Origin of the sequence: Klenkia marina (genome assembly GCF_900101025.1) — a bacterium.
Lineage (GTDB): Bacteria > Actinomycetota > Actinomycetes > Mycobacteriales > Geodermatophilaceae > Klenkia > Klenkia marina.
On the sequence record NZ_FMUH01000007.1, the window covers coordinates 46,637 to 67,823 of the forward strand.

Sequence of the window (21,187 nt, forward strand, 5' to 3'; positions counted from 1 at the left end):
GCTCACGGGGTCGGTGAGCCAGGACGGACGATGGTGATCGCAGCTGGTCAGTGCCGGGCGGTGCGCTCCGTCGCGGCCGGGGTGGTCGGGTCGGGCGTCGCGGTGGTGACGGCGTGGCCGCCGTCGGCGCTCCACAGCACCCGGTGCAGCACAGCGCCGACCACCGCGCCGACCAGCGGGACGACGACGAACAGCCAGACCTGCGACAGTGCGGTGCCGCCGGAGAGCAGCGCCGGGCCCAGGCTGCGGGCCGGGTTGACCGACGTGCCGTCGACCGGGACGGCGACCAGGTGCGCCACGACCAGCGCGAGGCCGATCGGGATGCCGGCCACCGCGGCGTTCGACGTCCGGGCGGTGGCGGCCAGCACGACCATCACCAGCAGGGCGGTGAGCACCAGCTCGACGACGATCGCTGCGCCGATGCCGTAGCCGCCGGTCGAGGCCTCACCCCAGCCGTTGGTGCCCAGTCCGTCGGCGGCCAGGTCGAAGGTGGGGTCGGCGGAGCGGAAGCCGAGCACGACCCCGGCGCCGGCCAGACCGCCGAGCACCTGCGCGACGACGTAGGCGCCGGCCGCGACCGGCTCGATGCGCTTGGCGACGAGGGCGCCGAGGGTGACGGCGGGGTTGATGTGGCAGCCCGACACCGGGCCGATCGTGTAGGCGAGCACCAGCAGGCTCAGGCCGAAGGCGAGCGCGATGCCCACCGTGCCGGTGTCCGGGGCGGCGACGGCCGTGCCGACACCGCCGACGACCAGCAGGGCGGTGCCCAGGAACTCGGCGAGGGCGCGGATCGGCAGCGCGGGCTGCGCGGGGGCGGCGCTCATGCCGCACGCCGGGTACCGGTGGCGGCGTCGGCCGCGGTGGCGGCGCCCTTGCGGGCCACCCGGCCGGTCAGGTCACCGGCCTTGCGCAGACCGCGGGAGAGGTTGCTGGGGCCGCGGCGGGCCTCCAGGCGCTGACCCGCGGTGCGCAGCAGCCGCGAGACCAGCGGCACGGCGACGGTCAGCAGCAGCCAGGTGCGCAATCGACTGGACAGCAGAGCCCACACGGTTTCCTCCACAGGACGACGCGTCCCGCCGCGGTCCCCCGCCGGCGGGGCGGCGGTCGGGCCGCTCGTGCGACCCGCTCCGCCATCGGTCGCGCCCCACCTTTCCTACAACGTAAGGCGCGTCGGGGTCTTGATGGCCCCGGCAGGCTCGCCTCAAACGTGGAACGACCCCACATGTGGTGCGACCACCTCACTCGTACCGATGATGTCTCAGCGCTGAGGTATGTCCACGGCGGCGGTGGGCATGGTGCGCTCACGATGTCGGGTCGAACGGACGGCCACACCACGGGCGGCGGCCCCCGGACATCGCCCCCGGCCGAGTCGAGATGTGGAGCAGCCTGGTGCCGACCTACCTGACCTGCGCGGTGGTGCAGACCCCCGAGGCGTACTCCTTCGGCATGGACCTCGCCCTGCGCATGGACGCACCCGAGGGCACGACGACCCGCGAGGACCCCCACGTGCCGGGGACCCACTACGTCGAGTCGACCGTCCAGGCCCCCGACCTCGCGACCGCCCTGACCTCCAGCGGGCTGGCGGTGGCCGGCCTGGTCGCCGGCGCCGGCCTGCCGGGCGAGGTCGTGGAGATCACCGTCCTCGGGGACGACGGCGCGGTGACCTGGGTGCCGGGCGTCGAGCTCCCGGCCGCGGACCTGCTCGTCCCCGAGGCGGAGCACCCCGGCCGCTGATCACGGCACCGGGGCTCAGCGGCCGCCCCGGTCGTGCTCGAAGATCAAGCTGGTGTTGGTGGCCGCGACCATCGGCTGGGTGGAGATGCGGTCGGTGACGAAGTCGCGCAGGTGCGCGGTGTCGCTGGCCCGCACGTGCACCACGAAGTCCTCCGCGCCGGCCAGGTAGAAGAACTGCGCCACCTCCGGCAGCGAGCGCAGCCCGTCGGCGAAGGCGGTGAGCTGGTGGCGCGCGCCCGGGCGCAGCCGCACCGACACCAGCGCCTGCAGCGGCTCCCCGAAGGCGTCGGGGTCGACGTCGACGGTGAACCGGGTGATCACGCCGTCGGCCACCAGGGCGCGCACCCGCGCCAGGCAGGTGGACGGCGAGATGCCCACCGCTGCTGCCAGCTGGTTGTTCGGACGTCGTCCGTCGGCGCGCAGCAGCTCCAGCAGCCGGCGGTCGACGTCGTCCAGCGTTCGGCCGGTCAGCACTGCGACCCGCCCAGACCGAACATCCTGCGGTCGTGGGACCGAAGTCTGCGCACTTGTTCGTCTCCTCTGGTCCGCCACCGCAGTCGGTGGGTGGATGGTGTCACCCGTCACCGAGGAGGACCCCGTGCGCATCGGCATCCCCAGCGAGATCAAGGACAACGAGCAGCGGGTGTCGCTGCAGCCCGACGGCGCCGCCGAGCTGGTGCACCACGGGCACGAGGTGCTGGTGCAGCGCGGCGCGGGCGTCGGCTCGCGGTTCGCCGACGCCGAGTACGAGGCCGCCGGGGCGCGGGTGGTCGCCGACGCCGACGCCGTGTTCGCCGGGGCCGACCTCGTCGTCAAGGTCAAGGAGCCGGTGCCCGAGGAGTACCACCGCTTCCGCGCCGGGCAGCAGCTGTTCACCTACCTGCACGCCGCCGCCGACCGCTCCCTCACCGACTTCCTCGTCGAGCGGCGCATCGACTCGATCGCCTACGAGACCGTGCAGACCCCCGACGGCCGGCTGCCGCTGCTGACGCCGATGAGCGAGGTGGCCGGCCGCATGGCCGTGCAGGCCGCCGCGCACCACCTCGAGAGCCCGGCCGGCGGCGCGGGGATCCTGCTGGGCGGCGTCCCGGGCACGCCGGCGGCGAAGGTGACCATCATCGGCGGCGGCGTCTCCGGCACCGAGGCGGCCAAGATCGCCGTCGGCATGCGCGCGATCGTGCGGGTCTTCGACACCAACCCCTCGCGGCTGGCCTACCTCTCCGACGTCTTCGACGGGCGGCTGGACCTCGTGCAGCCGAACCGGGCCCGGCTGGCGGCCTACGTCGCCGACTCCGACGTGCTGATCGGCGCCGTCCTGGTGCCCGGCACCAAGGCCCCGAAGCTCGTCAGCCGCGAGATGGTCGCCTCGATGCGCCCGGGCAGCGTCGCGGTCGACATCGCCATCGACCAGGGCGGCTGCTTCGAGACCAGCCGGCCCACCACGCACTCGCACCCGACGTACGTCGAGGAGGGGGTCGTGCACTACTGCGTCGCGAACATCCCCGGCGCGGTCGCCCGCACCTCGACCCTCGCGCTGACCTCGGCGACCCTGCCGTACCTGGTCACCGTCGCCGACCACGGCGTCCGCGGTGCGGCCGCGACCTCCCCGGTTCTGGCGAAGGGCCTGACCAGCCTGGACGGCGTGCTCACCAGCGAGCCGGTGGCCGCCGCCCACGACCTCCCCTGGACCTCAGCCGCCGACCTGCTCGGCTGAGGGCACCCGGCCCAGCGCCACCAGGAACCGGCGCAGCAGCTCGGCCAGCTGCTCGCGGTCGGTGTCGCTGAGGCCGGCCAGCAGGGCGTGCTCGGTGTCGAGGTGGTCGGGCAGCGCGGCGTCCAGGGCCGACCGCCCTGCCTCGGTCAGCGTGACGACGACGGCCCGGCCGTCGGCCTCGCTGCGGCCGCGGGTGATCAGGCCCTTCTCCTCGAGCCGGTCCAGCCGCTGGGTGATGGCGCCGCTGGTGACCAGCGCGGTGCGCATGAGGGCGGTCGGGGTGAGCTGGTAGGGCTCGCCGGCCCGGCGCAACGCCGCCAGGACGTCGAAGGACGGCGCGTCGAGCCCGTGCTTGGCGAACGTCGACCGCTGGGCCAGGAACACCTCGCGCTGCAGCTGGGAGATGCGGCCGATGACGCCCATCGGGGAGCAGTCGAGGTCGGGCCGCTCGCGGGCCCACTGGGCCAGGATGACGTCCATCGCATCGCCGGAGGACGCCCCGGTGCTCATCGGGGCAGCTCGGCGAGGTGCTGGGCGAAGGTGCGCGGGGCCCGGCCGATGAGGTCGGTCAGCACCCGGGGGCTGCCGGTGAACCCGTGCGCCCGGTAGTGCTCGAACATCGTGCGCAGGCACCGCCCGGCGTAGCTGTCCTGCTCCGGCGCCCGGCTGTCGACGGCGCGCACCGGCCGGCCCAGGTGCTCGGCCATCGCCGCGGCGACGTCGACCGCGGTCAGCGGCTGCGGTCCGACCGCCTCGAAGGTGCCGCCGTCCAGGCCGTCCTCGGTGAGCAGCACGGCCGCCGCAGCGGCGACGTCGCGCAGGTCCACCAGCGACTGCGCCTGCGTCGTGCCCCACGCGCTGCGCAGCTCACCGGTCTCGGCGGCGCTGGTCAGCGCCGCGTCGAGGTTGTCGGCGTAGGCGCAGGGCTGGAGCACCCGCCAGGGCACCCCGGCGGCGTCGAGGGCCTCCTCGGCGCGGTCCTTGGCGGCGTGGTGCGGCATCGAGCGCAGCTGGGGGCGCAGCACCGAGTGGTAGACCACCCGGCCGACCCGGGCGTCGCGGGCGGCCCGGAACGCGGTCGGGGCGCCGGCGGCCTCGGAGGGCTCGAAGTTCGGCCAGATCAGGTAGAGGGCGTCGGCGCCGTCGAGCGGCAGGCCGGCCGGGTCGCCCACGAGGTCGCCGACCACGACCTCGGCACCCAGCGCGTCGAGCTCGGGCCGGGGCCGCGCACTGCCCACCACGGCGCGCACCTGCTCGCCCCGGGCCCGCAGCTCGCGCACCACCGCCGTCCCCGTGCCGCCCCCGGCGGCCGTCACCACGATCACGTCACTACCTCAGCGGTGAGGGACCGCGCCGTCAAGCCCGGCCCGGCGAGCCCTGGCTCAGGCCGGTCGGCGGACGGCGGTGGTGAGCCGGACGGTCAGGCCCCGCTCGGTCTGCTCGAGGTCGACGTGGTCGCACAGCTTGCGGGCCAGCCACAGGCCCATGCCGCCGCGGGACAGGTCGTCGCCGTGTGCGGGCCGGTAGCCGGCCAGGGGCCCGACGAAGGCCTGTCCGCCGTCGGAGATCGAGACCACGACCCGCTGGGCGGAGGCCCACACGCGTGCGGACACCGGGCGCACCCCGTGCCGGAAGGCGTTGGCGGCGATCTCGCTGGCCGCCAGGTGGACGTCGTCGTCGGCGTCGCGGTGGCCCAGCCGGCCGCGCAGCGCCGTGGCCAGGGCGTGCCGCAGGTCGGCGAGGGAGGGTGCGTCGTCGATCGCCAGCACGGGCTCGCCCTGCTGCACCGGCTCGGCGGGGACGCCGAGGGAGGAGACGAACGTGGCCGGCTCGACGTGCCCGGCGTTGTCGACGACGCGGCCACCCACCATCCGGTGGGGATGGACGCGCAGCGCCTCGTCGAGGACGTCGGACGGGGTGCGCCGGTCGTAGAGGCACAGCGTGGCCGTGTGCGCCCGACCGAGGATGTGCTCGTAGGCGGCCTCGCTGCGGACGCACTCGTCCCAGCCCCGCCGGTCGTCGCCCAGGACCTGTCCGACGACGCGCAGCCGGCGCCCCTCGGCCTGTGCCCGGGCGTGCACGGCCAGCTGCCACGCGATGCCCTCGGGTCCGCGGGGGGTGGGGGCGCAGAGCTCGGCGACCTCGACGCCGGGCAGGGCGGCCCGCAGGTGCTCGGCCAACCAGGGCAGCACGGCGGCCACGACCAGGTCGCCCTCGGCCTCGCCGCGTCGGGCCCAGTCGAGCGCGACCGCGACGAGCTCGTCGTCGTCGGCGGGTGCGGCGAGCGCGTGCACCCGCTCCCGAGCCACCGCCTCCGCGCCCACCCGACTCCCTCCGCCGACCGTTCAACCCATTGTGCCGCTTCCGGTCGTGCACGACGGGTCCGGCTCGCAGGAGCACCGGACGAGATGCTAGCCCGGCCGTCCTCGTTCGTCAGCCCGACGTCCGCCCGGCCAGCCGGTCCAGCGCGGCCCGGTCCAGCCCGGCGGCGACCTCGACCTCGGCGACGTCGAGCGCCCCGCAGTCCAGGCCCCGCAGCACCACGGTTGCCAGCGCCTTCGCCGTCGCCGGCTCGTCGAGCACCCCGCCGTCCACGCGCGCGACGTAGGCGGCCAGCCGCGCGCCGGCCGCCGGCAGTGCGGCCCGGAAGAACGCGTAGGTCGCCGTGTAGCGGGTGACCAGCTGGGCCGGGTGCAGGTCCCAGCCCTGGTAGAAGCCGCGCTCCAGCGCCCGCCGCACCAGCCCCGCGTGCAGCTGCCACGCCGCGTGCACCTGCTCGCGCGAGCCCACCGGCAGCACGTTGGTCGACCCGTCGACCGCCCGCGCCCCGGTGCCGGCCACGGCCACCTGCATCGTCGCCTTGGCGTGGTCGGCGGCGGGGTGGTCGCTGGCCTGGTGCGCGGCGGCGATGCCGAGGGACGCCGAGTAGTCGTAGGTGCCGTAGTGCAGCCCGGTCACCCGGCCACCCCCGGCGTGCAGCATCGCGGCGAGGGTGGCGGCGCCGCCGGCACCCAGCACCGCCTGCGGCGTCTCGACCTGCAGCTCGAGGTCCAGGCCGAGCCCGTGCGCCTGCTCGAGGGCGTCGAGCACCGGCAGGAACGCGGTGACCTGCTCGACCGCGGTGACCTTGGGCAGCGTGACGACGGCACTCCCCCGGCCCGCGAGGCCGGCCAGGAAGAGGTCGAGGGAGCGGACGCCGCGCCGGCGGGTGGGGCCCTCCAGGGACTTGGCGCGGGTGCCCCAGAACGGCGGCAGGGTGGGCTCGGCGGCGAGGACGGCGGCCGCCGTCCGCACGTCGTCGTCCTCGCGGTCGGGCGGGCCGCGGTAGCCGTCCTCGCTGTCGACCCGGAGGTCCTCCACCGGCTCGCGCTCGAGCTTGGCGCGCACCCGGGGCAGCACCTGCTCGATGAGGCCGGGGTCGAGCCCGAGGTCGGGCAGGCCGTGCTCGTCGAGGGCGGCCAGCGCCCCCTCGCCCCACGAGGCGACCAGCCCGGGGACGACGGCGTCGGCCGGCACGTAGCAGGTGTGCACGGGCTGACGGGTGGACCGCTCACCCGGGTACGCGGCGGTGCGGGCGGCGTCGACCGGGGCCAGGCGGCGGTCGAGCTCGGCGTAGACGTCGTCGGTGAGGCTCATCGGCTGGCATCCTCTCGTCCCGTGGACCTCGCCGAGTTCAACACAGCCGACGACGAGCGGCTGACCAGCGCACTGGTGGCCTGCAACGCAGCCGCCTCGTTCGCCCCCGCCGTCGTCGCCGGTCGCCCGTACGGGTCGGTCGACGCGCTGGTCGCCCGGGCCGGTGAGGTGTCCCGGGCGCTGGCCTGGGCCGAGGTCGAGGACGCGCTGGCCGCGCACCCGCGCATCGGCGACCGGGTGTCCGGGGGATCGGCGGAGGCCGCGTCGTCGCGCCGCGAGCAGGCGTCCATGTCGACCGCGGAGACCTCCGTGAGGGACGCGATCCTGGCTGGCAACCGGGACTACGAGGAGCGGTTCGACCACGTGTTCCTGGTCCGGGCCGCCGGGCGGTCGCCGGAGGAGATGCTCGCGGAGCTCCGGCGCCGCCTGTCGCACACGCCCGACCAGGAACGGCCCGAGGTGGTCGAGCAGCTGGCCCAGATCACCGAGCTGCGCGTGCGGGGGCTGGTCTCGTGAGCGTGTCGACGCACGTGCTGGACGCGGTGCTGGGGCGGCCCGCGGCGGGGGTGGTCGTGCAGCTGTTCGCCGGGGACGCGCTGATCGGTGAGGGGGTCACCGACGCCGACGGCCGGTTCCGGTTGGCCGACCGCGACACCGGCACCGGGCCGCACCGGGTGGTGTTCGGGACCGGGGCCTGGTTCGCCGAGCAGGGGCGCGAGACCTTCTACCCGTCGGTGACGCTGGACTTCACCGTCGTCGACGGCAGCGCGCACCACCACGTGCCGCTGCTCCTGTCGCCCTTCGCGTTCTCGACCTACCGCGGCTCCTGACGTTCCACGTGCAACACCGCTGACATCCCGACCGGAGAAGGTGCACCCATGGCGATCGTGCTCGGACCCAACCAGTACGGGAAGGCCGAGGTGCGCGTGGTCGCGGTCGACCGCTCCACCCCCCGGCACACCCTCGTGGACCTCAACGTCAGCTCCGCGCTGCGGGGCGACTTCTCCGCCGCGCACCTGACCGGCGACAACGCGCACGTGCTGACCACCGACGCGCAGAAGAACACGGTGTTCGCCTTCGCCCGCGACGGCGTGGCCTCGCCCGAGGCCTTCGCGCTGCGGCTGGCGACGCACTTCGCCGGCTCCTACCCCTGGATCAGCGGGGCGCGGGTGGCCGTCGAGTCCTACGGGTGGGACCGCATCGCCGTCGACGGCGCCCCCCACGACCACGCGTTCCGCCGGGCCGGGGGTGAGGTGCGCACCGCGGTGGTCACCGCCGACGACGGCGACCTGCACGTGGTCGCCGGGCTGACCGACCTCGTGGTGCTCAAGACCACCGGGTCGGAGTTCTGGGGCTTCCCGCGCGATGCGTACACGACACTGAAGGAGACCCGGGACCGCATCCTGGCCACCGCCGTGACCGCCCGGTGGCGGTACACGGGCACCGGGCTCGACTGGCACACCACGTACGACACCGTGCGGACGACGATGCTCGAGGCCTTCGCGTCCACCCACTCGCTGGCCCTGCAGCAGACCCTGCACGCCATGGGCGCAGCCGTGCTGGAGACCGTGCCCGAGGTGGCCGAGGTGCGGCTGTCGATGCCGAACAAGCACCACTTCCTGCAGGACCTCTCGGCGTTCGGCCTGGACAACCCCGACGTGGTCTACCACGCCGACGACCGCCCCTACGGCCTCATCGAGGGCACCGTGCTGCGCGACGACGTGCCGGCCGCCGAGGTCGCCTGGCAGGGCACGCCGGGCTTCGTCTGAGCGCCCTCGGCTGCCGCTCCTGACACCCAGCGCGCTCGGCTTCGATCAGCTGGGTTCACGGGACGCCGTCCTGGCTCACCGGCGTCGGTGAGCCAGGACGGCCGATGGTGAACCGAGCTGATCCACGCCGAGCCGGGCGCGTCCCCCTCCACCGGAGTCCATCCCCCTCGACGAACTCCGGTGGAGGGGGACGGACGTCCGTGCACCCCCCTGATCGACGCTGAGCGGGTGGGTGCGGGGCGCGCTACGTTGCGGTACGCACCGAGCACGTGGTGCGACGAGCTCGGAGGACCCGCACGATGACCAGACCGCCCCGCCGGGCCCGGGCGGTCGACGTCGCCGCCCACGCCGGCGTCTCGGTGGCCACCGTCTCGTTCGTCGTCAACGGCAAGGCCGAGGGCCGGGTCTCCCCCGCCACCCGACTGCGGGTGCTCGACGCCATCGCCGCCCTGGGCTACGTCACCGACGCCTCCGCCCGCGCCCTGGCCACCGGCCGCCGGCGCCAGGTCGCGCTGCTGGCCCACGACATGACCAACCCGTTCACCGCGCAGGTGGCGGCCGGCGCAGCGGCGGGCATCGCCGAGGCGACCGAGGGCACCGGGCACCTGCTGCTCCTGCTCGGGTCCGACGAGACCGGCCCGGACGTCGAACCGGTGGGCGCGGCCACGGTCGACGGCGTGCTCATCAACTACCCCGGCACGCTGCCGGCCGGCCGGCCCGACCTGCCGGTGGTGCACCTCGACGACCCGGCCGCCGGCGGGCACCAGGTCTCGATGGACGTCGAGGTCGGCGCCCGCGAGCTGGCCCGCCACCTCGCCGGCCTGGGCCATCGCCGCGTGCTCTACCTGGGCACCCCCCGACCCTGGTCCACCTTCGCCCAGCGCCGCGACGCCTTCGCCGCCGAGCTCGCCGCGGTGGCCCCCGGCGCCGTCGTGCTCGACGACCGGTGCGACATCGACCTGGCGGCCGGCGTGCAGCTGGCCGGCGAGCACGCGCAGCGGTGGCTCGCCGACGGCGTCACCGCCGTGGTGGCCGCGACCGACCTGCAGGCCATCGGCGTCCTGGCCGGGCTCGCCGCCGCGGGTGTGCAGGTGCCCGGGCGGTTGTCGGTGGCCGCGTTCGACGACATCCCCTTCGCCGCCGTGTCCGCCCCGCCGCTCACCACCGTGGCCCTGCCGGCCCGCGAGCTCGGCCGGCGCGGCGCGGTGCTGCTGGCCGGGGTGATCGCCGGCGACCGCACCGAGCCCGGCGACCCGGTGGTGCTGCCGGCCCGGCTCGTGGTCCGTGACAGCACGGGACCGGCCTGCTAGCGTCGGCGTTAAGCGCTTAACGTCAACGAGGGGAACGCTGTGCTGGTCTGCATCGGCGACGTCGTCGAGGACGTCGTCATCTGGACCGACGCACCCCTGCACCACGGCACCGACAACCCCGGGCGCATCGTGCGCACCCGCGGGGGCAGCGCGGCGAACGTCGCCGTCTTCGCCGCCGCCTCCGGTGCGCCCACCCGGTTCGTCGGCCGGGTCGGCGACGACGCCCTGGGCCGATCGCTGGAGGAGCAGCTGACCGTCGACGGCGTCGAGCCCCGGCTCCAGCACCTCGGCCGCACCGGCAGCATCGTCGTCCTGGTGGCCCCCGACGGGGAGCGCACGATGTTCCCCGACCGGGCAGCCGCCGCGGAGCTCGCCGACGTCCCGGCCGACTGGCTGGCCGGCGCCCGCGTCGTGCACGCCCCGGCGTACTCGCTGCTCGACGGCCCCATCGGCGCCACCACCCGCGAGCTGCTCACCGCCGCCCGGGCCGCCGGCGCCCTGGTGAGCGTCGACGTCTCCTCGGTCGACCTGGTGCGCCGGGTCGGGGCCGAGGCCTTCGCCGACCTGCTGCGCGCGATCGCCCCGGACCTGCTGTTCGCCAACGCCGACGAGGCCGCCGCGCTCGGTCTGGGCACGTCGTCCGCGCTGCCCGGCACCACCCTGGTGCTCAAGGCCGGGGCCGGCACCGCCGTCGTCCTCGCACCCGACGGCACCCGGCACGAGGTGGCGCCCGAGCCGGTCGCCGCCGTCCGCGACACCACGGGGGCCGGCGACGCGTTCGCCGCCGGCTACCTGTCCGCCCTGCTCGACGGCGCGGCGCCGCCCGCCGCAGCCCTGGCCGGCCACCGGCTGGCCGCCCGCGTGCTGGCCTCGCCCGGCGCCCGGCTCGCCTGATCCCGCACCCCACCCGAGGAGAACCCCCATGGCCCACCGCACCGAGACCGCCGAGCGCATCGGCCTGGTCGTCGCCGACGAGGTCGCCACCGCCCTGGCCGAGGGCACCCCCGTCGTGGCGATGGAGTCGACCATCTTCTCCAACCTCGGCCTGCCCGCCCCGGGCAACCGCGAGGCCTTCGACCGGTGCGAGGCCGCCGTGCGCGGCGCCGGCGCCGTCCCGGCCGTGACCGCCGTGCTCGACGGCCGCCCGCGCGTGGGCCTGTCGGCCGCCGACGTCGACCGCGTGCTCACCGGCAGCTCGAAGGTCGCCGAGCGCGACGTCCCGGTGGCCATCGCGCAGCGCTGGGCCGAGGGCATGACCACCGTGTCGGCCTCGGTCGCGCTCGCCCACGCCGCGGGCGTCGAGGTCTTCGCCACCGGCGGCATCGGCGGCGTGCACCGCGGCGTCGAGCTCTCCGGCGACGTGTCCGCCGACCTCGACGCGCTGGCCAGCCACCCCGTGGTCACCGTGTGCGCCGGCGCCAAGGCCTTCCTCGACCTGCCCCGCACGCTCGAGCACCTCGAGGCCATCGGCGTCCCGGTGCTGGGCTGGCAGCACGACTGGTTCCCCGCGTTCTACTCCCGCTCGGTCGGCCTGGCCGTGCCGCACCGCGTCGAGGACGCCGCCACCGTCGCGGGCGTGCTGCGCAACCGGCTGCGCCCGGACAACGGCGTGCTGCTCGCCGTCCCGATCCCCGAGTCGGCCGAGATCCCGGCCGAGGAGATCGAGGCGAAGATGCTGCGTGCGCTGGCCGCCGCCGACGAGGCCGGTGTCCGCGGGCCGAAGGTGACCCCGTTCGTGCTGGCCCGCATCGAGGCCGAGACCGACGGCGAGTCGATCCCGGCCAACCTCGCGCTGGCCGAGAACAACGCCGCGATCGCCGCCCAGGTGGCGAAGGCCCTGCTGGAGGCCTGACCCCACCAGCCGCCGCCTGACGCCGAGGACCCGGACCAGCTGGTTCTGGGTCCTCGGCGTCGTGTGACGGTCGTGGGCCAGGGTGCCAGGATGAGCGGCGTGACCGAGCAGCAGACGGCCCCGCGGGAAGTGCTCACCTACGAGCTGTTCGGGACGGCGGGGCGCGACCTCGCCCAGCAGGTCGCCGACGACGGCTTCGAGCCCGACCTGATCCTGGCCATCGCCCGCGGGGGTCTGTTCCTGGGCGGGGCGCTGGGCTACGCGCTCGACGTGAAGAACCTGTTCGTCATGAACGTCGAGTTCTACACCGGCGTCGACGAGCGGCTCGACCTGCCGGTGATGCTGCCGCCCAACCTCGACCGGGTGGACCTCACCGGCGCGAACGTGCTCATCGCCGACGACGTCGCCGACACCGGCAAGACCCTCGAGCTGGTGCGCGACTTCTGCGCCGGCTACGTCGCCGAGGTGCGCTCGGCCGTGGTCTACGAGAAGCCCCGCTCGGTGGTCAAGTGCGACTACGTCTGGAAGCGCACCGACGCCTGGATCGACTTCCCCTGGTCGGTGCAGCCCCCGGTGGTCAACCGCCGCGGCGGACTCGCGCACTGAGCGGTCAGCGGCGGGTCGACTCCGTCACCGTGAACTTCGGGTCGCGCGAGAGCTGACGCGTCGGCCCCACCAGGCGCTGCAGGGCCGGCCGGTGCGGCAGGTGCGAGTTGTAGACCGTGAGCAGCCGACCACCCGGGCGCAGCACCCGCGCCGCGGCCTCGAACAGGCGCTCGGCGATGCCCGCGTGCACCGTCGTCCCCTGGTGGAAGGGCGGGTTGCACGCGACGAGGTCGACGCTGCCCGGCTCGACGCCGGCCAGCGCGTCGTCCCGGGTGACGGTCACGCGGTCGGCCACCCCGTTGCGGACGGCGGTCTCGCGTGCCGAGGCCACGGCCGCGGCGGAGGCGTCCGACGCCAGGACGGCGAACCCCGCGCGGGCCAGCGCCACGGCCAGCACGCCGGTGCCGCAGCCGAGGTCGACCGCTACACCCGGCCCCTCGGCCGGGAGCTGGCGGAGCAGGGCGCGAGTGCCGATGTCGACCTTCGTGCCGGCGAACGCGGCGCCGTGCGCCGCGACGGTGATCCCGAGGTCGGGGTGCTCGGCCACCCGCGGGAACGACGAGGGACCCGGGCGCGGGCCGGTGGCCACCAGCACGCGGGACTTCTGCCGGGCGAGCGTGGCGTGCACGTGCTCGAACGAGTCGGCCAGCACGTCGTTCATCGCACGGGTCATGTGCTTGACGCGGCCGCCGACGAACAGCGTGACGGAGGGGTCCGCACCGGCGGCCACGACCTCGGCGACCTCGCGCAGCGCGTCGAGCGACTTGGGCGCCTGCACCAGCACGACCCGGGCGCCGGTGGCGTCGAGCTGCGGGAGCACGGTGAACCCCTGCACCCCGGTGCGCTCGGCGTTGGCGGCCAGAGCCAGCTCGGCGACCCGCAGGTCGGTGTGCGCGCGCACGCCGGTCGCCCCGTGCAGCGCGACGGCACCCAGGGTCAGTGCCCCGTGGGTGTCGTCGACGGTGAGCACGCCGTCGGGGTGGACGGCGATCGCCGCGGCGGCCTCGTCGAGCAGCAGCCGGTCGGTGGCGTCGACCGCCACCAGGTCGGGCGCCTCGACGTCGGGGGCGCGGCGAAGCTGGTCGAAGAAGGGGTCGGGCACCGCGACGACGCTAGACCCCGTCGTCCTCCGGCACGGAGGTCCGTCCCCCTCCACCAGATCCGGTGGAGGGGGACGGACTTCTGCGCACCCCCCTGATCGACGCTCGGGGGTCAGACCCCGGTGAGGCCCACGGGACAGCTCACGCCGGTGCCGTTCACCGGGCAGTAGCCGTTCGGGACCTTGTACAGGTACTGCTGGTGGTAGTCCTCGGCGTAGAAGAAGTCGCCCAGCGGCTCGATCTCGGTGGTGATCGCGCCGTAGCCGGCCGCGGTCAGCCGCTCCTGGTACGCCGCCCGCGACGCCTCGGCGGCAGCCTGCTGCTCGGGGCCGGTCACGTAGACCGCCGAGCGGTACTGGGTGCCGACGTCGTTGCCCTGCCGCATGCCCTGGGTGGGGTCGTGCTCCTCCCAGAACTCCTTGAGCAGCACGTCGTAGGAGATCACCGCGGGGTCGAAGACCACCAGCACGACCTCGGTGTGCCCGGTGCGCGCCGAGCAGACCTCCTCGTAGGTGGGGTTCGGGGTGAAGCCGCCGGCGTAGCCCGCGGCGGTGGAGTACACGCCGGGCAGCTGCCAGAACACCTTCTCCACGCCCCAGAAGCAGCCGGCGCCGAAGACGGCGGTCTGCAGGCCCTCGGGGAACGGCGGCTGGATGCGGTTGCCGTTGACCGCGTGCAGCTCGGGGATGTGCGGCAGCACCTGGGACCGGCCCGGCAGGGCGTCCTCCGCGGTGACCGACTGGGTCTTGGCACGGGAGAAGAACGACATGCCCCGAATGTAGGACCGGCCCGCAACCGAGCGGTCAGCCCTGCACCGGGGTGCGCGCCGGGACGGCGGCGGGCCGCCCGAAGAGGTACCCCTGCGCGAACGTGCAGCCCAGCTCCACGAGGGTGGCCTGCTGCGCCTGGGTCTCCACGCCCTCGGCCACGACGTCCAGCGAGAGGCTCCGCGACAGCTCGACGATCGACGCGACCAGGGTCGTGGCCGCGCCGCCGCGGTACAGGTCGGCGACGAAGCTGCGGTCGATCTTGACGATGTCGGCGGGCAGGCGGCGCAGGTAGGACAGGCTGGAGTACCCGGTGCCGAAGTCGTCGATGGCGATGCGCACCCCGAGGTCGCGCAGCTCCTGCAGCCGGCCGGACACGGTGTCCAGGTCGTCGGCCAGCAGGCTCTCGGTGACCTCCAGGACCAGCCGCTGGGCCGGCAACCCGCTGTCGGCCAGGGCGTCGCGCACCGTCTGCACGAACTCGGGGTCGGCCAGCTGGACGGCGGACACGTTGACCGCCACCCGGCTGGGGCCGACCTCCTCCCCCAGACCCCGCACGGCGTCCTGGGCAGCCCGGCGCAGCACCCAGGTGCCCAGCGCGGAGATCGCGCCGGTCTGCTCGGCGAGGGGCACGAACTGCAGGGGCGCGATGGGCCCGCGGGTGGGGTGCCGCCAGCGCACCAGGGCCTCGTACCCGTGCACCTGCCCGTCGGGCAGGGCGACGACGGGCTGGTAGTGCACGGACAGCTGGTCCCCCGACGCCATCGCGGCGGTGAGGTCCTCGGCCAGCGCCGCGCGGTCCGTGGCGGCCTCGGCCATGCCGGGCGCGAAGGTGACGACCTTGTCCCGGCCGGCCGCCTTGGCCTGGTACATCGCCAGGTCGGCGTTGCGCAGCAGCAGGTCGGCGTCCCGGCGTCCGGCCGTGCCCGTGCCGGCGATGCCGACGCTGGTGGTGACCGACACGGGCCGGCCCCCGAGCTGCACGGGGAAGCGGACGGCGGCCTGCAGCCGGTGCGCGACCTCGGCGGCGTGGCTGGCCGGTCCGGGCACCAGGACGGCGAACTCGTCGCCGCCCAGCCGCACCACCAGGTCGTCGCTGCGGACCCCGGCCCGCAGCCGGTCGGCCACCTCGACCAGCAGCGCGTCGCCGATGGCGTGGCCGCGGCCGTCGTTGACCGCCTTGAAGCCGTCGAGGTCCAGGAACAGCACCGACAGCGGCCCGTCGCCGCGCAGCAGCCCCACGGTGGCCTCGGCCAGCCGCCGGCGGTTGCCCAGCCCGGTGAGCGGGTCGGTGCGGGCGCCGTGCTCGGCCAGCTGCCACGTGCGGTGGTGCACCAGGCAGACCAGCAGGGTGGCCGCGACCGGGAGCAGGTCGAAGGGGTCGATGTCGTGGGAGCCGAAGACGACGACGGCGAAGTCGACCAGCGCGACCACCACGGCGGTGGGCACGATGACCCAGTCCTGGTAGAGGGCGCACACGGCGATGGCCAGCAGCATCCAGCTGAACGCCTCGCCCTGGCCGGTGATCGGCACCAGCACGGCCGCCCCGGCGGTCAGCGAGAGGGTGGCCAGGACGGTGCGCAGCCGCGCCGGCCAGGCCGGCCGTGCGGCGAACACCGCGGGCAGCCCGGTGCCGACCAGCACGAGGGCCGCCGCACCCCGGCCGTGGCCGAGCGCGCCGGTGGTCAGGGCCAGGACGACGGCCTGCCAGAGGGCACCGCGGACGATCCAGCGGTGCCGCGACTCCCACTCGGCCGCGGTCAGCGACGTGCCGCCGCGCCGTCGGCCGAGCTCCCAGGTCATGCCTCCACCTCGGCAGCCCGGCGACCGGGGTCGAGCCCGACGGGTGCCGGATCACCCTTTGGGGTGCGGGCGAACCGTCGAGCGCCCACGATCGAACGGTGCAGGTGACCGATCCTCAGCTCGAGCGCCACCCCGTCGACGGCGAGACCCGTGGGGTCGCCCTGTTCTGCCACGGCGGCACCGCCGCCAGCCAGGCCCCGCCCAAGGACCGCGCGTTGTCGTTGGTGCGCATGCGGGCCTTCGAGAAGTTCGTCCGCGACGACCTCGGCGGCCGCGGGGTCGAGACGGCGCTGGTGCGCTACCGGGTGGCCGGCTGGAACGGCGAGGCCGCCGACGCCTACCAGGACGTGCGGTGGTCGATCGAGCAGCTGCGCGCCGACCTCGGCAAGGACGTGCCGGTCGTGCTGGTGGGCCACTCGATGGGCGGTCGTGCTGCGCTCAAGGCCGGCGGCGACCCGCAGGTGACCGCCGTCTGCGCGCTGGCGCCGTGGACCCCGCCCGGCGAGCCCGTCATGCAGCTGCGCGAGCAGACGGTGGCGATCCTGCACGGCTCGGGCGACCGCTGGGTGCCGGCCAAGCTCTCGGCCGACTTCGCCGTGCGGGCCCGGCGGGCCGGCGCCCGGGTGGCCCGGTTCACCGTCCCCGGCGGGCACTCGATGCTGCGGCGGGCCCACACATGGCACGCGTTCGCCCGCGACGTCGTGCTGGCGGGCACCGGACTCGAACCGATGCGGGCCGACGTGGCGAACGCCCTCCAGCTGCCCAGCCCGGAGGGCCTCGCGGTACCGCTCTGACTCCTCCGAGCGGTACCGGGGGGCGCCCCGACTGCCGAGGAGAAGAAGATGTCCGCCGTGCACAATCGACCGACCGCCGCCGTCGTGGGTTCCGGGGTCTCCGGCCTCACCGCCGCGTACCTCCTGCAGCGCACCCACGACGTCACCCTCTTCGAGACCGAGGGCCGGCTCGGCGGGCACGCGCACACCCACGACGTCGAGACCCCCGACGACCGGGTGATCCCGATCGACACCGGCTTCATCGTGCACAACGAGCGCACCTACCCGAACCTGCTCAAGCTCTTCGCCCAGCTCGGGGTGGCCACCCAGCCCACCGAGATGAGCATGTCGATCGTCTGCGAGGGGTGCGGGCTCGAGTACGCCGGCGCCCGAGGGCTGCCCGGCGTCTTCGCCCAGCGCAAGCAGCTGGCCAACCCGGCCTACCTGCGCATGCTGGTCGAGGTGAAGAAGTTCCACCGGCAGGCCCACCGGCTGCTCGACCTCGCCGGCGCCGACCACGAGCGCGGCGCCGGCGGCACGGGCCAGTTCGACGGCCTGACCCTCGGCGCGTTCCTGGCGCTGGGCGGCTACTCCGACTACTTCGTGCGCCACTTCATGGTGCCGGTCGTCTCGTGCGTGTGGTCCTCGGGCACGGGCACCTCGCTGCAGTACCCCGCGCTCTACCTGTTCCGGTTCCTGGCCAACCACGGGATGCTCTCGGTCACCGGCTCGCCGCAGTGGCGCACGGTCACCGGCGGCTCCCGCGCCTACGTGGAGAAGGCCGCCAAGGGGCTGACCAGCGTGCAGACCGCCACCGGCATCCGGTCGCTCACCCGGCACGTCGACGGCGTCGAGCTCACCGACGTCGACGGCCAGCGGCACGCCGCCGACGTCGTCGTCGTGGCCACCCACCCCGACCAGGCGCTCGCGCTGCTCGGTGACCCCACGGACGACGAGCGCGACGTGCTGGGGGCCTTCTCGTACTCGCGCAACGAGACGCTGCTGCACACCGACGCCTCGATCATGCCGGTCGCCGACCAGGCCCGGGCGTCGTGGAACTACCGCATGCCCGGCTGCGCCACCGACACCTCGTCGGTGCAGGTCACCTACTGGATGAACAAGCTGCACGCGATCGACGAGCCGGTCGACTACCTGGTCTCGCTCAACGCGACCGACCGCATCGACCCGGCGACCGTGCTGCGCCGCATGGTCTACGACCACCCCGAGTACACCCCCACCTCGGTCGCCGCCCAGCGCCGGCTGCCCGAGCTGAACACCGGGCGCACCGCCTTCGCCGGCGCCTACCACGGCTGGGGCTTCCACGAGGACGGCTGCGCGTCGGGCGTGCGGGCCGCGGAGTCGTTGGGCAGCGGCTGGTGAGCGCGGGGTCCGTCGACTGGACGCCGACGGCCCTGCCCGCGCTGTACGACGTGCGGGTCGGGCACACCCGGTCGCACCCGTTGCGCAACTCCTTCGAGTACGGCGGCTACCTCTGGGTGGTCGACCTCGACGACCTGCCCCGGCTCCCCCGCGGGCTGGGCTGGGCCGCCCGCTTCGACGCGGCCGACCACCTCGGTGACCCGGCGTCCTCCATCAAGGAGAACGTGGTGCGCTTCGCCGCGCTGCACGGTGTCGGCGACGTCGCCCGGGTCGTGATGATGGCCAACGCCCGCAGCGGGCCGCACGTGTTCAACCCGCTGTCGACGCACTGGTGCTACCGGGCCGACGGGTCGCTGGCCTGCATCGTCGCCGAGGTGCACAACACCTACGGCGAGCGGCACGCCTACCTGCTGCACCCCGACGACGCCGGGCGTGCGGAGGCGGAGAAGGACTTCTACGTCTCGCCGTTCAACACCGTCGACGGCCGCTACCTCATGCGGTTCACCGGCCCCGGCGACCGGCTGCACGTGACGATGGCGCTGCAGGTCGGCGGGCGCACGCCGTTCGTGGCCACCCTGCGCGGCCGGGCTCGGCGGGCGAGCACCGCAGCCGTCGTCCGTACGATCTCGCGCTGGCCGCTCATGAGCCTGTGGGTGGCCGTGCTCATCCGGTGGCAGGGCATCCGGTTGTGGGCGCGCAGGTTGCCGGTGGTGCCCCGCCCCCCGCACGATCCACCGGCGGGGGTCGTTGCGAACACCCCTCGCCAGCAGCACTCCTTGCAGACGATCGAGGACAGGTCATGACCACGGTGCACCACAACGCGAACCGGACCGAGGACGCGCGCTTCCCCGTGCCGCGTCCCGACGAGGCGCACTGGCCCGGCTTGGCCACCCCGCCGCGCTCTCCCCTGCGGGCCCGCGTCGCCGAGCGGCTGTTCCGGCACGCCGTGTCCACGCTCCCCGTGCGGGTCGAGCTGCCCGACGGCACGGTGCTCGGCGCCGGCGACCGGCAGTCCCCCGTGATGCGCCTCGTGCGCCCCGAGGTCGTCTTCCACCGCCTGGGCGCCGACGCCAAGATCGGGTTCGGCGAGGCGTTCATGACCGGCGACTGGACGACGGGGCCGGACACCGACCTCGCCGACCTGCTCACCCCGTTCGCCGCGCGCATGTCCTCGCTGGTGCACCCGGCCCTGCAGCGGGTGCGCCACCTGGTCGAGCGCACCCAGCCGATGGGCGAGGAGAACACCAAGGAGAACAGCCGGCACAACATCAGCCGGCACTACGACCTGTCCAACCAGCTCTTCGAGGCCTTCCTCGACGAGACCATGAGCTACTCGTCGGCCTGGTTCGAGCCCGGCGACAGCTTCGAGGACGCCCAGCGGCGCAAGATCGACGGCGTGCTCGACCTGGCCCGGGTCGGCGAGGGCATGCACGTGCTGGAGATCGGCTCGGGCTGGGGCGGGCTCGCGATCCGGGCCGCGCAGCGCGGCGCCCGCGTGACCACGCTGACGCTGTCGACCGAGCAGCAGGCACTGGCCCGGGTGCGTGCCGCCGACGCCGGGGTCGACCACCTGGTCGACGTCCAGCTGTGCGACTACCGCGACGCCCGCGGCCAGTTCGACGCCGTCGTGTCGGTGGAGATGATCGAGGCCGTCGGCGAGAAGTTCTGGGCCACCTACTTCACCGCGCTGGACACGCTGCTCGCACCGGGCGGTCGGGTCGGCCTGCAGTCGATCACCATGCCGCACGACCGCATGATGGCCACCCGGCGCAGCTACACCTGGATCCACAAGTACGTCTTCCCGGGCGGGATCATCCCCTCGATCCGCTCGATCGAGGACAACCTCGCCCAGCACACCGGTCTGGGCATCGTCGAGCGCCGCGACCTGGGCCCGCACTACGCGCACACGCTGCGGTTGTGGCGCGAGCGGTTCCTGGACGCCTGGCCGACGCTGACGGGGGACTTCGACGGCACGTTCCGGGCGATGTGGGAGTTCTACCTCGCCTACTGCGAGGCCGGGTTCCGCTCGGGCTACCTCGGCGTGAGCCAGCTCGGCCTGGCGCGGAACCCCTTCCCCGCCCAGCCCGCCTAGCCCGCCACGCGCCCGGCCACCAGCGCGAGCACGTGGTCGGCGTGCTCGACCGCCGCCGGTTCGTGGGTGGCGTGCACGACGACGGCACCCCGCTGCGCCTCCAGGGCCAGCGCACGGAGGACGGTGGTCCGGGTGTCGGCGTCGACGCCGGCGGTCGGCTCGTCCACGAGCAGCACGTCGGCCCGCGACACCAGGCCCTGGCCGACCAGCGCGCGTTGCCGTTGCCCGCCGGAGACCGAGGACAGCGGGGCCGCCAGCAACGGGGTGAGGCCGAGCAGGGATGCGGTCCCGGCGACGAGGTCGCGGTCGCTGCGGCGCAGTCGACGCCAGGCCCCGACCCGGCGCCACGCACCCATGGCCAGGGTGTCGCCGACGGTGACCGGGAGGTCGTCGGGGACGGCACTGCGCTGGGGGACGTAGGCCACGCTGGCCCCGGCCAGGCCGGCGACCCCACCTGACGTGGGCGTCCGCACCCCGGCCAGCACGTCGAGCAGCGTCGACTTCCCGGCCCCGTTGTGGCCGACGAGCGCGGTCACCGCGGCGGGCTGCACGACCGCGCTGACCTCCGAGAGGGCGAGGGTGTCGCCTCGCCGGACGGTGAGGTGCTCGATGCGGAGCGGGGGGGCGGGCACGACCCCACCCTAGCGGGAC

At 74.8% G+C, this 21,187-nt stretch carries 24 protein-coding genes; 13 read left to right on the plus strand and 11 right to left on the minus strand.

Annotated features, from left to right (window positions below):
* Positions 1–47 precede the first annotated feature (47 nt).
* Positions 48–824, minus strand: a complete 777-nt coding sequence (locus tag BLP29_RS17960; RefSeq protein WP_092807121.1) for an aquaporin — start codon at positions 822–824, stop codon at positions 48–50.
* Positions 821–1,048, minus strand: a complete 228-nt coding sequence (locus BLP29_RS17965) for a hypothetical protein (RefSeq protein WP_092807123.1) — start codon at positions 1,046–1,048, stop codon at positions 821–823. Before BLP29_RS17965 ends, BLP29_RS17960 begins: the two co-directional genes overlap by 4 nt.
* Before the next feature lie 341 nt (positions 1,049–1,389).
* Between BLP29_RS17965 and BLP29_RS17970 the strand changes: the two genes are divergently transcribed.
* Positions 1,390–1,734, plus strand: coding sequence for a hypothetical protein (locus BLP29_RS17970; protein ID WP_133379267.1), 345 nt, complete (start codon positions 1,390–1,392; stop codon positions 1,732–1,734).
* A gap of 15 nt (positions 1,735–1,749) precedes the next feature.
* Here the strand turns inward: BLP29_RS17970 and BLP29_RS17975 are convergent, their stop codons facing one another.
* A complete protein-coding gene (locus tag BLP29_RS17975; protein ID WP_207798583.1) occupies positions 1,750–2,208 on the minus strand; it encodes an Lrp/AsnC family transcriptional regulator in 459 nt (152 codons plus the stop codon).
* 94 nt (positions 2,209–2,302) lie between these two features.
* On the opposite strand from BLP29_RS17975, the gene ald reads away from it, so the two are divergent.
* Entirely contained in the window at positions 2,303–3,448 is a 1,146-nt protein-coding gene (ald, locus tag BLP29_RS17980) for an alanine dehydrogenase (RefSeq protein WP_243470078.1), read from the plus strand.
* Here ald and BLP29_RS17985 read toward each other — a convergent pair.
* The 4 genes from BLP29_RS17985 to BLP29_RS18000 all read right to left on the minus strand — a co-directional run bounded on the left by BLP29_RS17985 (position 3,425) and on the right by BLP29_RS18000 (position 7,084).
* Positions 3,425–3,958, minus strand: a complete 534-nt coding sequence (locus BLP29_RS17985; RefSeq protein WP_092807127.1) for a MarR family winged helix-turn-helix transcriptional regulator — start codon at positions 3,956–3,958, stop codon at positions 3,425–3,427. The two genes, ald and BLP29_RS17985, sit on opposite strands and share 24 nt — an antisense overlap.
* On the minus strand, positions 3,955–4,773 hold the full coding sequence (locus BLP29_RS17990; protein ID WP_092807129.1) for an SDR family oxidoreductase: 819 nt from the start codon (positions 4,771–4,773) through the stop codon (positions 3,955–3,957). The genes BLP29_RS17985 and BLP29_RS17990 overlap by 4 nt, the downstream gene beginning before the upstream one ends.
* 57 nt (positions 4,774–4,830) lie before the next feature.
* Positions 4,831–5,772, minus strand: coding sequence for a sensor histidine kinase (locus BLP29_RS17995; RefSeq protein WP_092807131.1), 942 nt, complete (start codon positions 5,770–5,772; stop codon positions 4,831–4,833).
* 109 nt (positions 5,773–5,881) lie between these two features.
* Positions 5,882–7,084 carry a DUF6986 family protein gene (locus BLP29_RS18000; RefSeq protein WP_092807133.1) on the minus strand — a complete coding sequence of 401 codons (1,203 nt, stop codon included), beginning with the start codon at positions 7,082–7,084 and terminating at the stop codon, positions 5,882–5,884.
* Positions 7,085–7,105: 21 nt separating this feature from the next.
* On the opposite strand from BLP29_RS18000, the gene uraD reads away from it, so the two are divergent.
* The 7 genes from uraD (at position 7,106) to BLP29_RS18035 (ending at position 12,621) form a co-directional block, all read left to right on the plus strand.
* Entirely contained in the window at positions 7,106–7,600 is a 495-nt protein-coding gene (gene uraD / locus BLP29_RS18005; protein WP_092807135.1) for a 2-oxo-4-hydroxy-4-carboxy-5-ureidoimidazoline decarboxylase, read from the plus strand.
* Entirely contained in the window at positions 7,597–7,914 is a 318-nt protein-coding gene (uraH, locus tag BLP29_RS18010; protein WP_092807137.1) for a hydroxyisourate hydrolase, read from the plus strand. The genes uraD and uraH overlap by 4 nt, the downstream gene beginning before the upstream one ends.
* A 48-nt stretch (positions 7,915–7,962) precedes the next feature.
* A complete protein-coding gene (gene pucL, locus BLP29_RS18015) occupies positions 7,963–8,853 on the plus strand; it encodes a factor-independent urate hydroxylase (protein WP_092807139.1) in 891 nt (296 codons plus the stop codon).
* A gap of 299 nt (positions 8,854–9,152) precedes the next feature.
* Positions 9,153–10,163, plus strand: a complete 1,011-nt coding sequence (locus tag BLP29_RS18020) for a LacI family DNA-binding transcriptional regulator (RefSeq protein ID WP_092807141.1) — start codon at positions 9,153–9,155, stop codon at positions 10,161–10,163.
* A 39-nt stretch (positions 10,164–10,202) separates the two neighbouring features.
* Positions 10,203–11,057 carry a carbohydrate kinase family protein gene (locus BLP29_RS18025; RefSeq protein WP_092807143.1) on the plus strand — a complete coding sequence of 285 codons (855 nt, stop codon included), beginning with the start codon at positions 10,203–10,205 and terminating at the stop codon, positions 11,055–11,057.
* 28 nt (positions 11,058–11,085) lie between these two features.
* A complete protein-coding gene (locus tag BLP29_RS18030; RefSeq protein ID WP_092807145.1) occupies positions 11,086–12,015 on the plus strand; it encodes a pseudouridine-5'-phosphate glycosidase in 930 nt (309 codons plus the stop codon).
* Between the two features lie 90 nt (positions 12,016–12,105).
* The gene (locus tag BLP29_RS18035; protein ID WP_092807484.1) at positions 12,106–12,621 is read left to right on the plus strand and encodes a phosphoribosyltransferase; all 516 of its coding nucleotides are present in this window, start codon (positions 12,106–12,108) and stop codon (positions 12,619–12,621) included.
* A gap of 4 nt (positions 12,622–12,625) precedes the next feature.
* Here BLP29_RS18035 and BLP29_RS18040 read toward each other — a convergent pair whose 3' ends face one another.
* The 3 genes from BLP29_RS18040 to BLP29_RS18050 form a co-directional block, all read right to left on the minus strand.
* Complete coding sequence (locus BLP29_RS18040; RefSeq protein ID WP_092807147.1) at positions 12,626–13,723, minus strand: class I SAM-dependent methyltransferase; 1,098 nt, start codon at positions 13,721–13,723, stop codon at positions 12,626–12,628.
* Between the two features lie 110 nt (positions 13,724–13,833).
* Complete coding sequence (gene msrA / locus BLP29_RS18045) at positions 13,834–14,490, minus strand: peptide-methionine (S)-S-oxide reductase MsrA (RefSeq protein WP_092807149.1); 657 nt, start codon at positions 14,488–14,490, stop codon at positions 13,834–13,836.
* A gap of 34 nt (positions 14,491–14,524) precedes the next feature.
* Positions 14,525–16,291, minus strand: a complete 1,767-nt coding sequence (locus tag BLP29_RS18050; protein ID WP_092807151.1) for a putative bifunctional diguanylate cyclase/phosphodiesterase — start codon at positions 16,289–16,291, stop codon at positions 14,525–14,527.
* A gap of 98 nt (positions 16,292–16,389) precedes the next feature.
* Between BLP29_RS18050 and BLP29_RS18055 the strand changes: the two genes are divergently transcribed.
* The 4 genes from BLP29_RS18055 to BLP29_RS18070 are packed head-to-tail and all read left to right on the plus strand — an operon-like array spanning position 16,390 to position 20,536.
* A complete protein-coding gene (locus tag BLP29_RS18055) occupies positions 16,390–17,085 on the plus strand; it encodes an alpha/beta hydrolase (protein ID WP_243470079.1) in 696 nt (231 codons plus the stop codon).
* 48 nt (positions 17,086–17,133) lie between these two features.
* A complete protein-coding gene (locus BLP29_RS18060) occupies positions 17,134–18,444 on the plus strand; it encodes an NAD(P)/FAD-dependent oxidoreductase (protein WP_092807153.1) in 1,311 nt (436 codons plus the stop codon).
* Positions 18,441–19,247 (plus strand): DUF1365 domain-containing protein, encoded by an 807-nt coding sequence (locus BLP29_RS18065; RefSeq protein WP_207798584.1) that lies wholly within the window; start codon positions 18,441–18,443, stop codon positions 19,245–19,247. Before BLP29_RS18060 ends, BLP29_RS18065 begins: the two co-directional genes overlap by 4 nt.
* Positions 19,244–20,536 (plus strand): SAM-dependent methyltransferase, encoded by a 1,293-nt coding sequence (locus BLP29_RS18070; RefSeq protein WP_092807155.1) that lies wholly within the window; start codon positions 19,244–19,246, stop codon positions 20,534–20,536. The genes BLP29_RS18065 and BLP29_RS18070 overlap by 4 nt, the downstream gene beginning before the upstream one ends.
* Here BLP29_RS18070 and BLP29_RS18075 read toward each other — a convergent pair.
* Complete coding sequence (locus BLP29_RS18075) at positions 20,533–21,168, minus strand: metal ABC transporter ATP-binding protein (protein WP_207798585.1); 636 nt, start codon at positions 21,166–21,168, stop codon at positions 20,533–20,535. The two genes, BLP29_RS18070 and BLP29_RS18075, sit on opposite strands and share 4 nt — an antisense overlap.
* Positions 21,169–21,187: the final 19 nt, after the last annotated feature.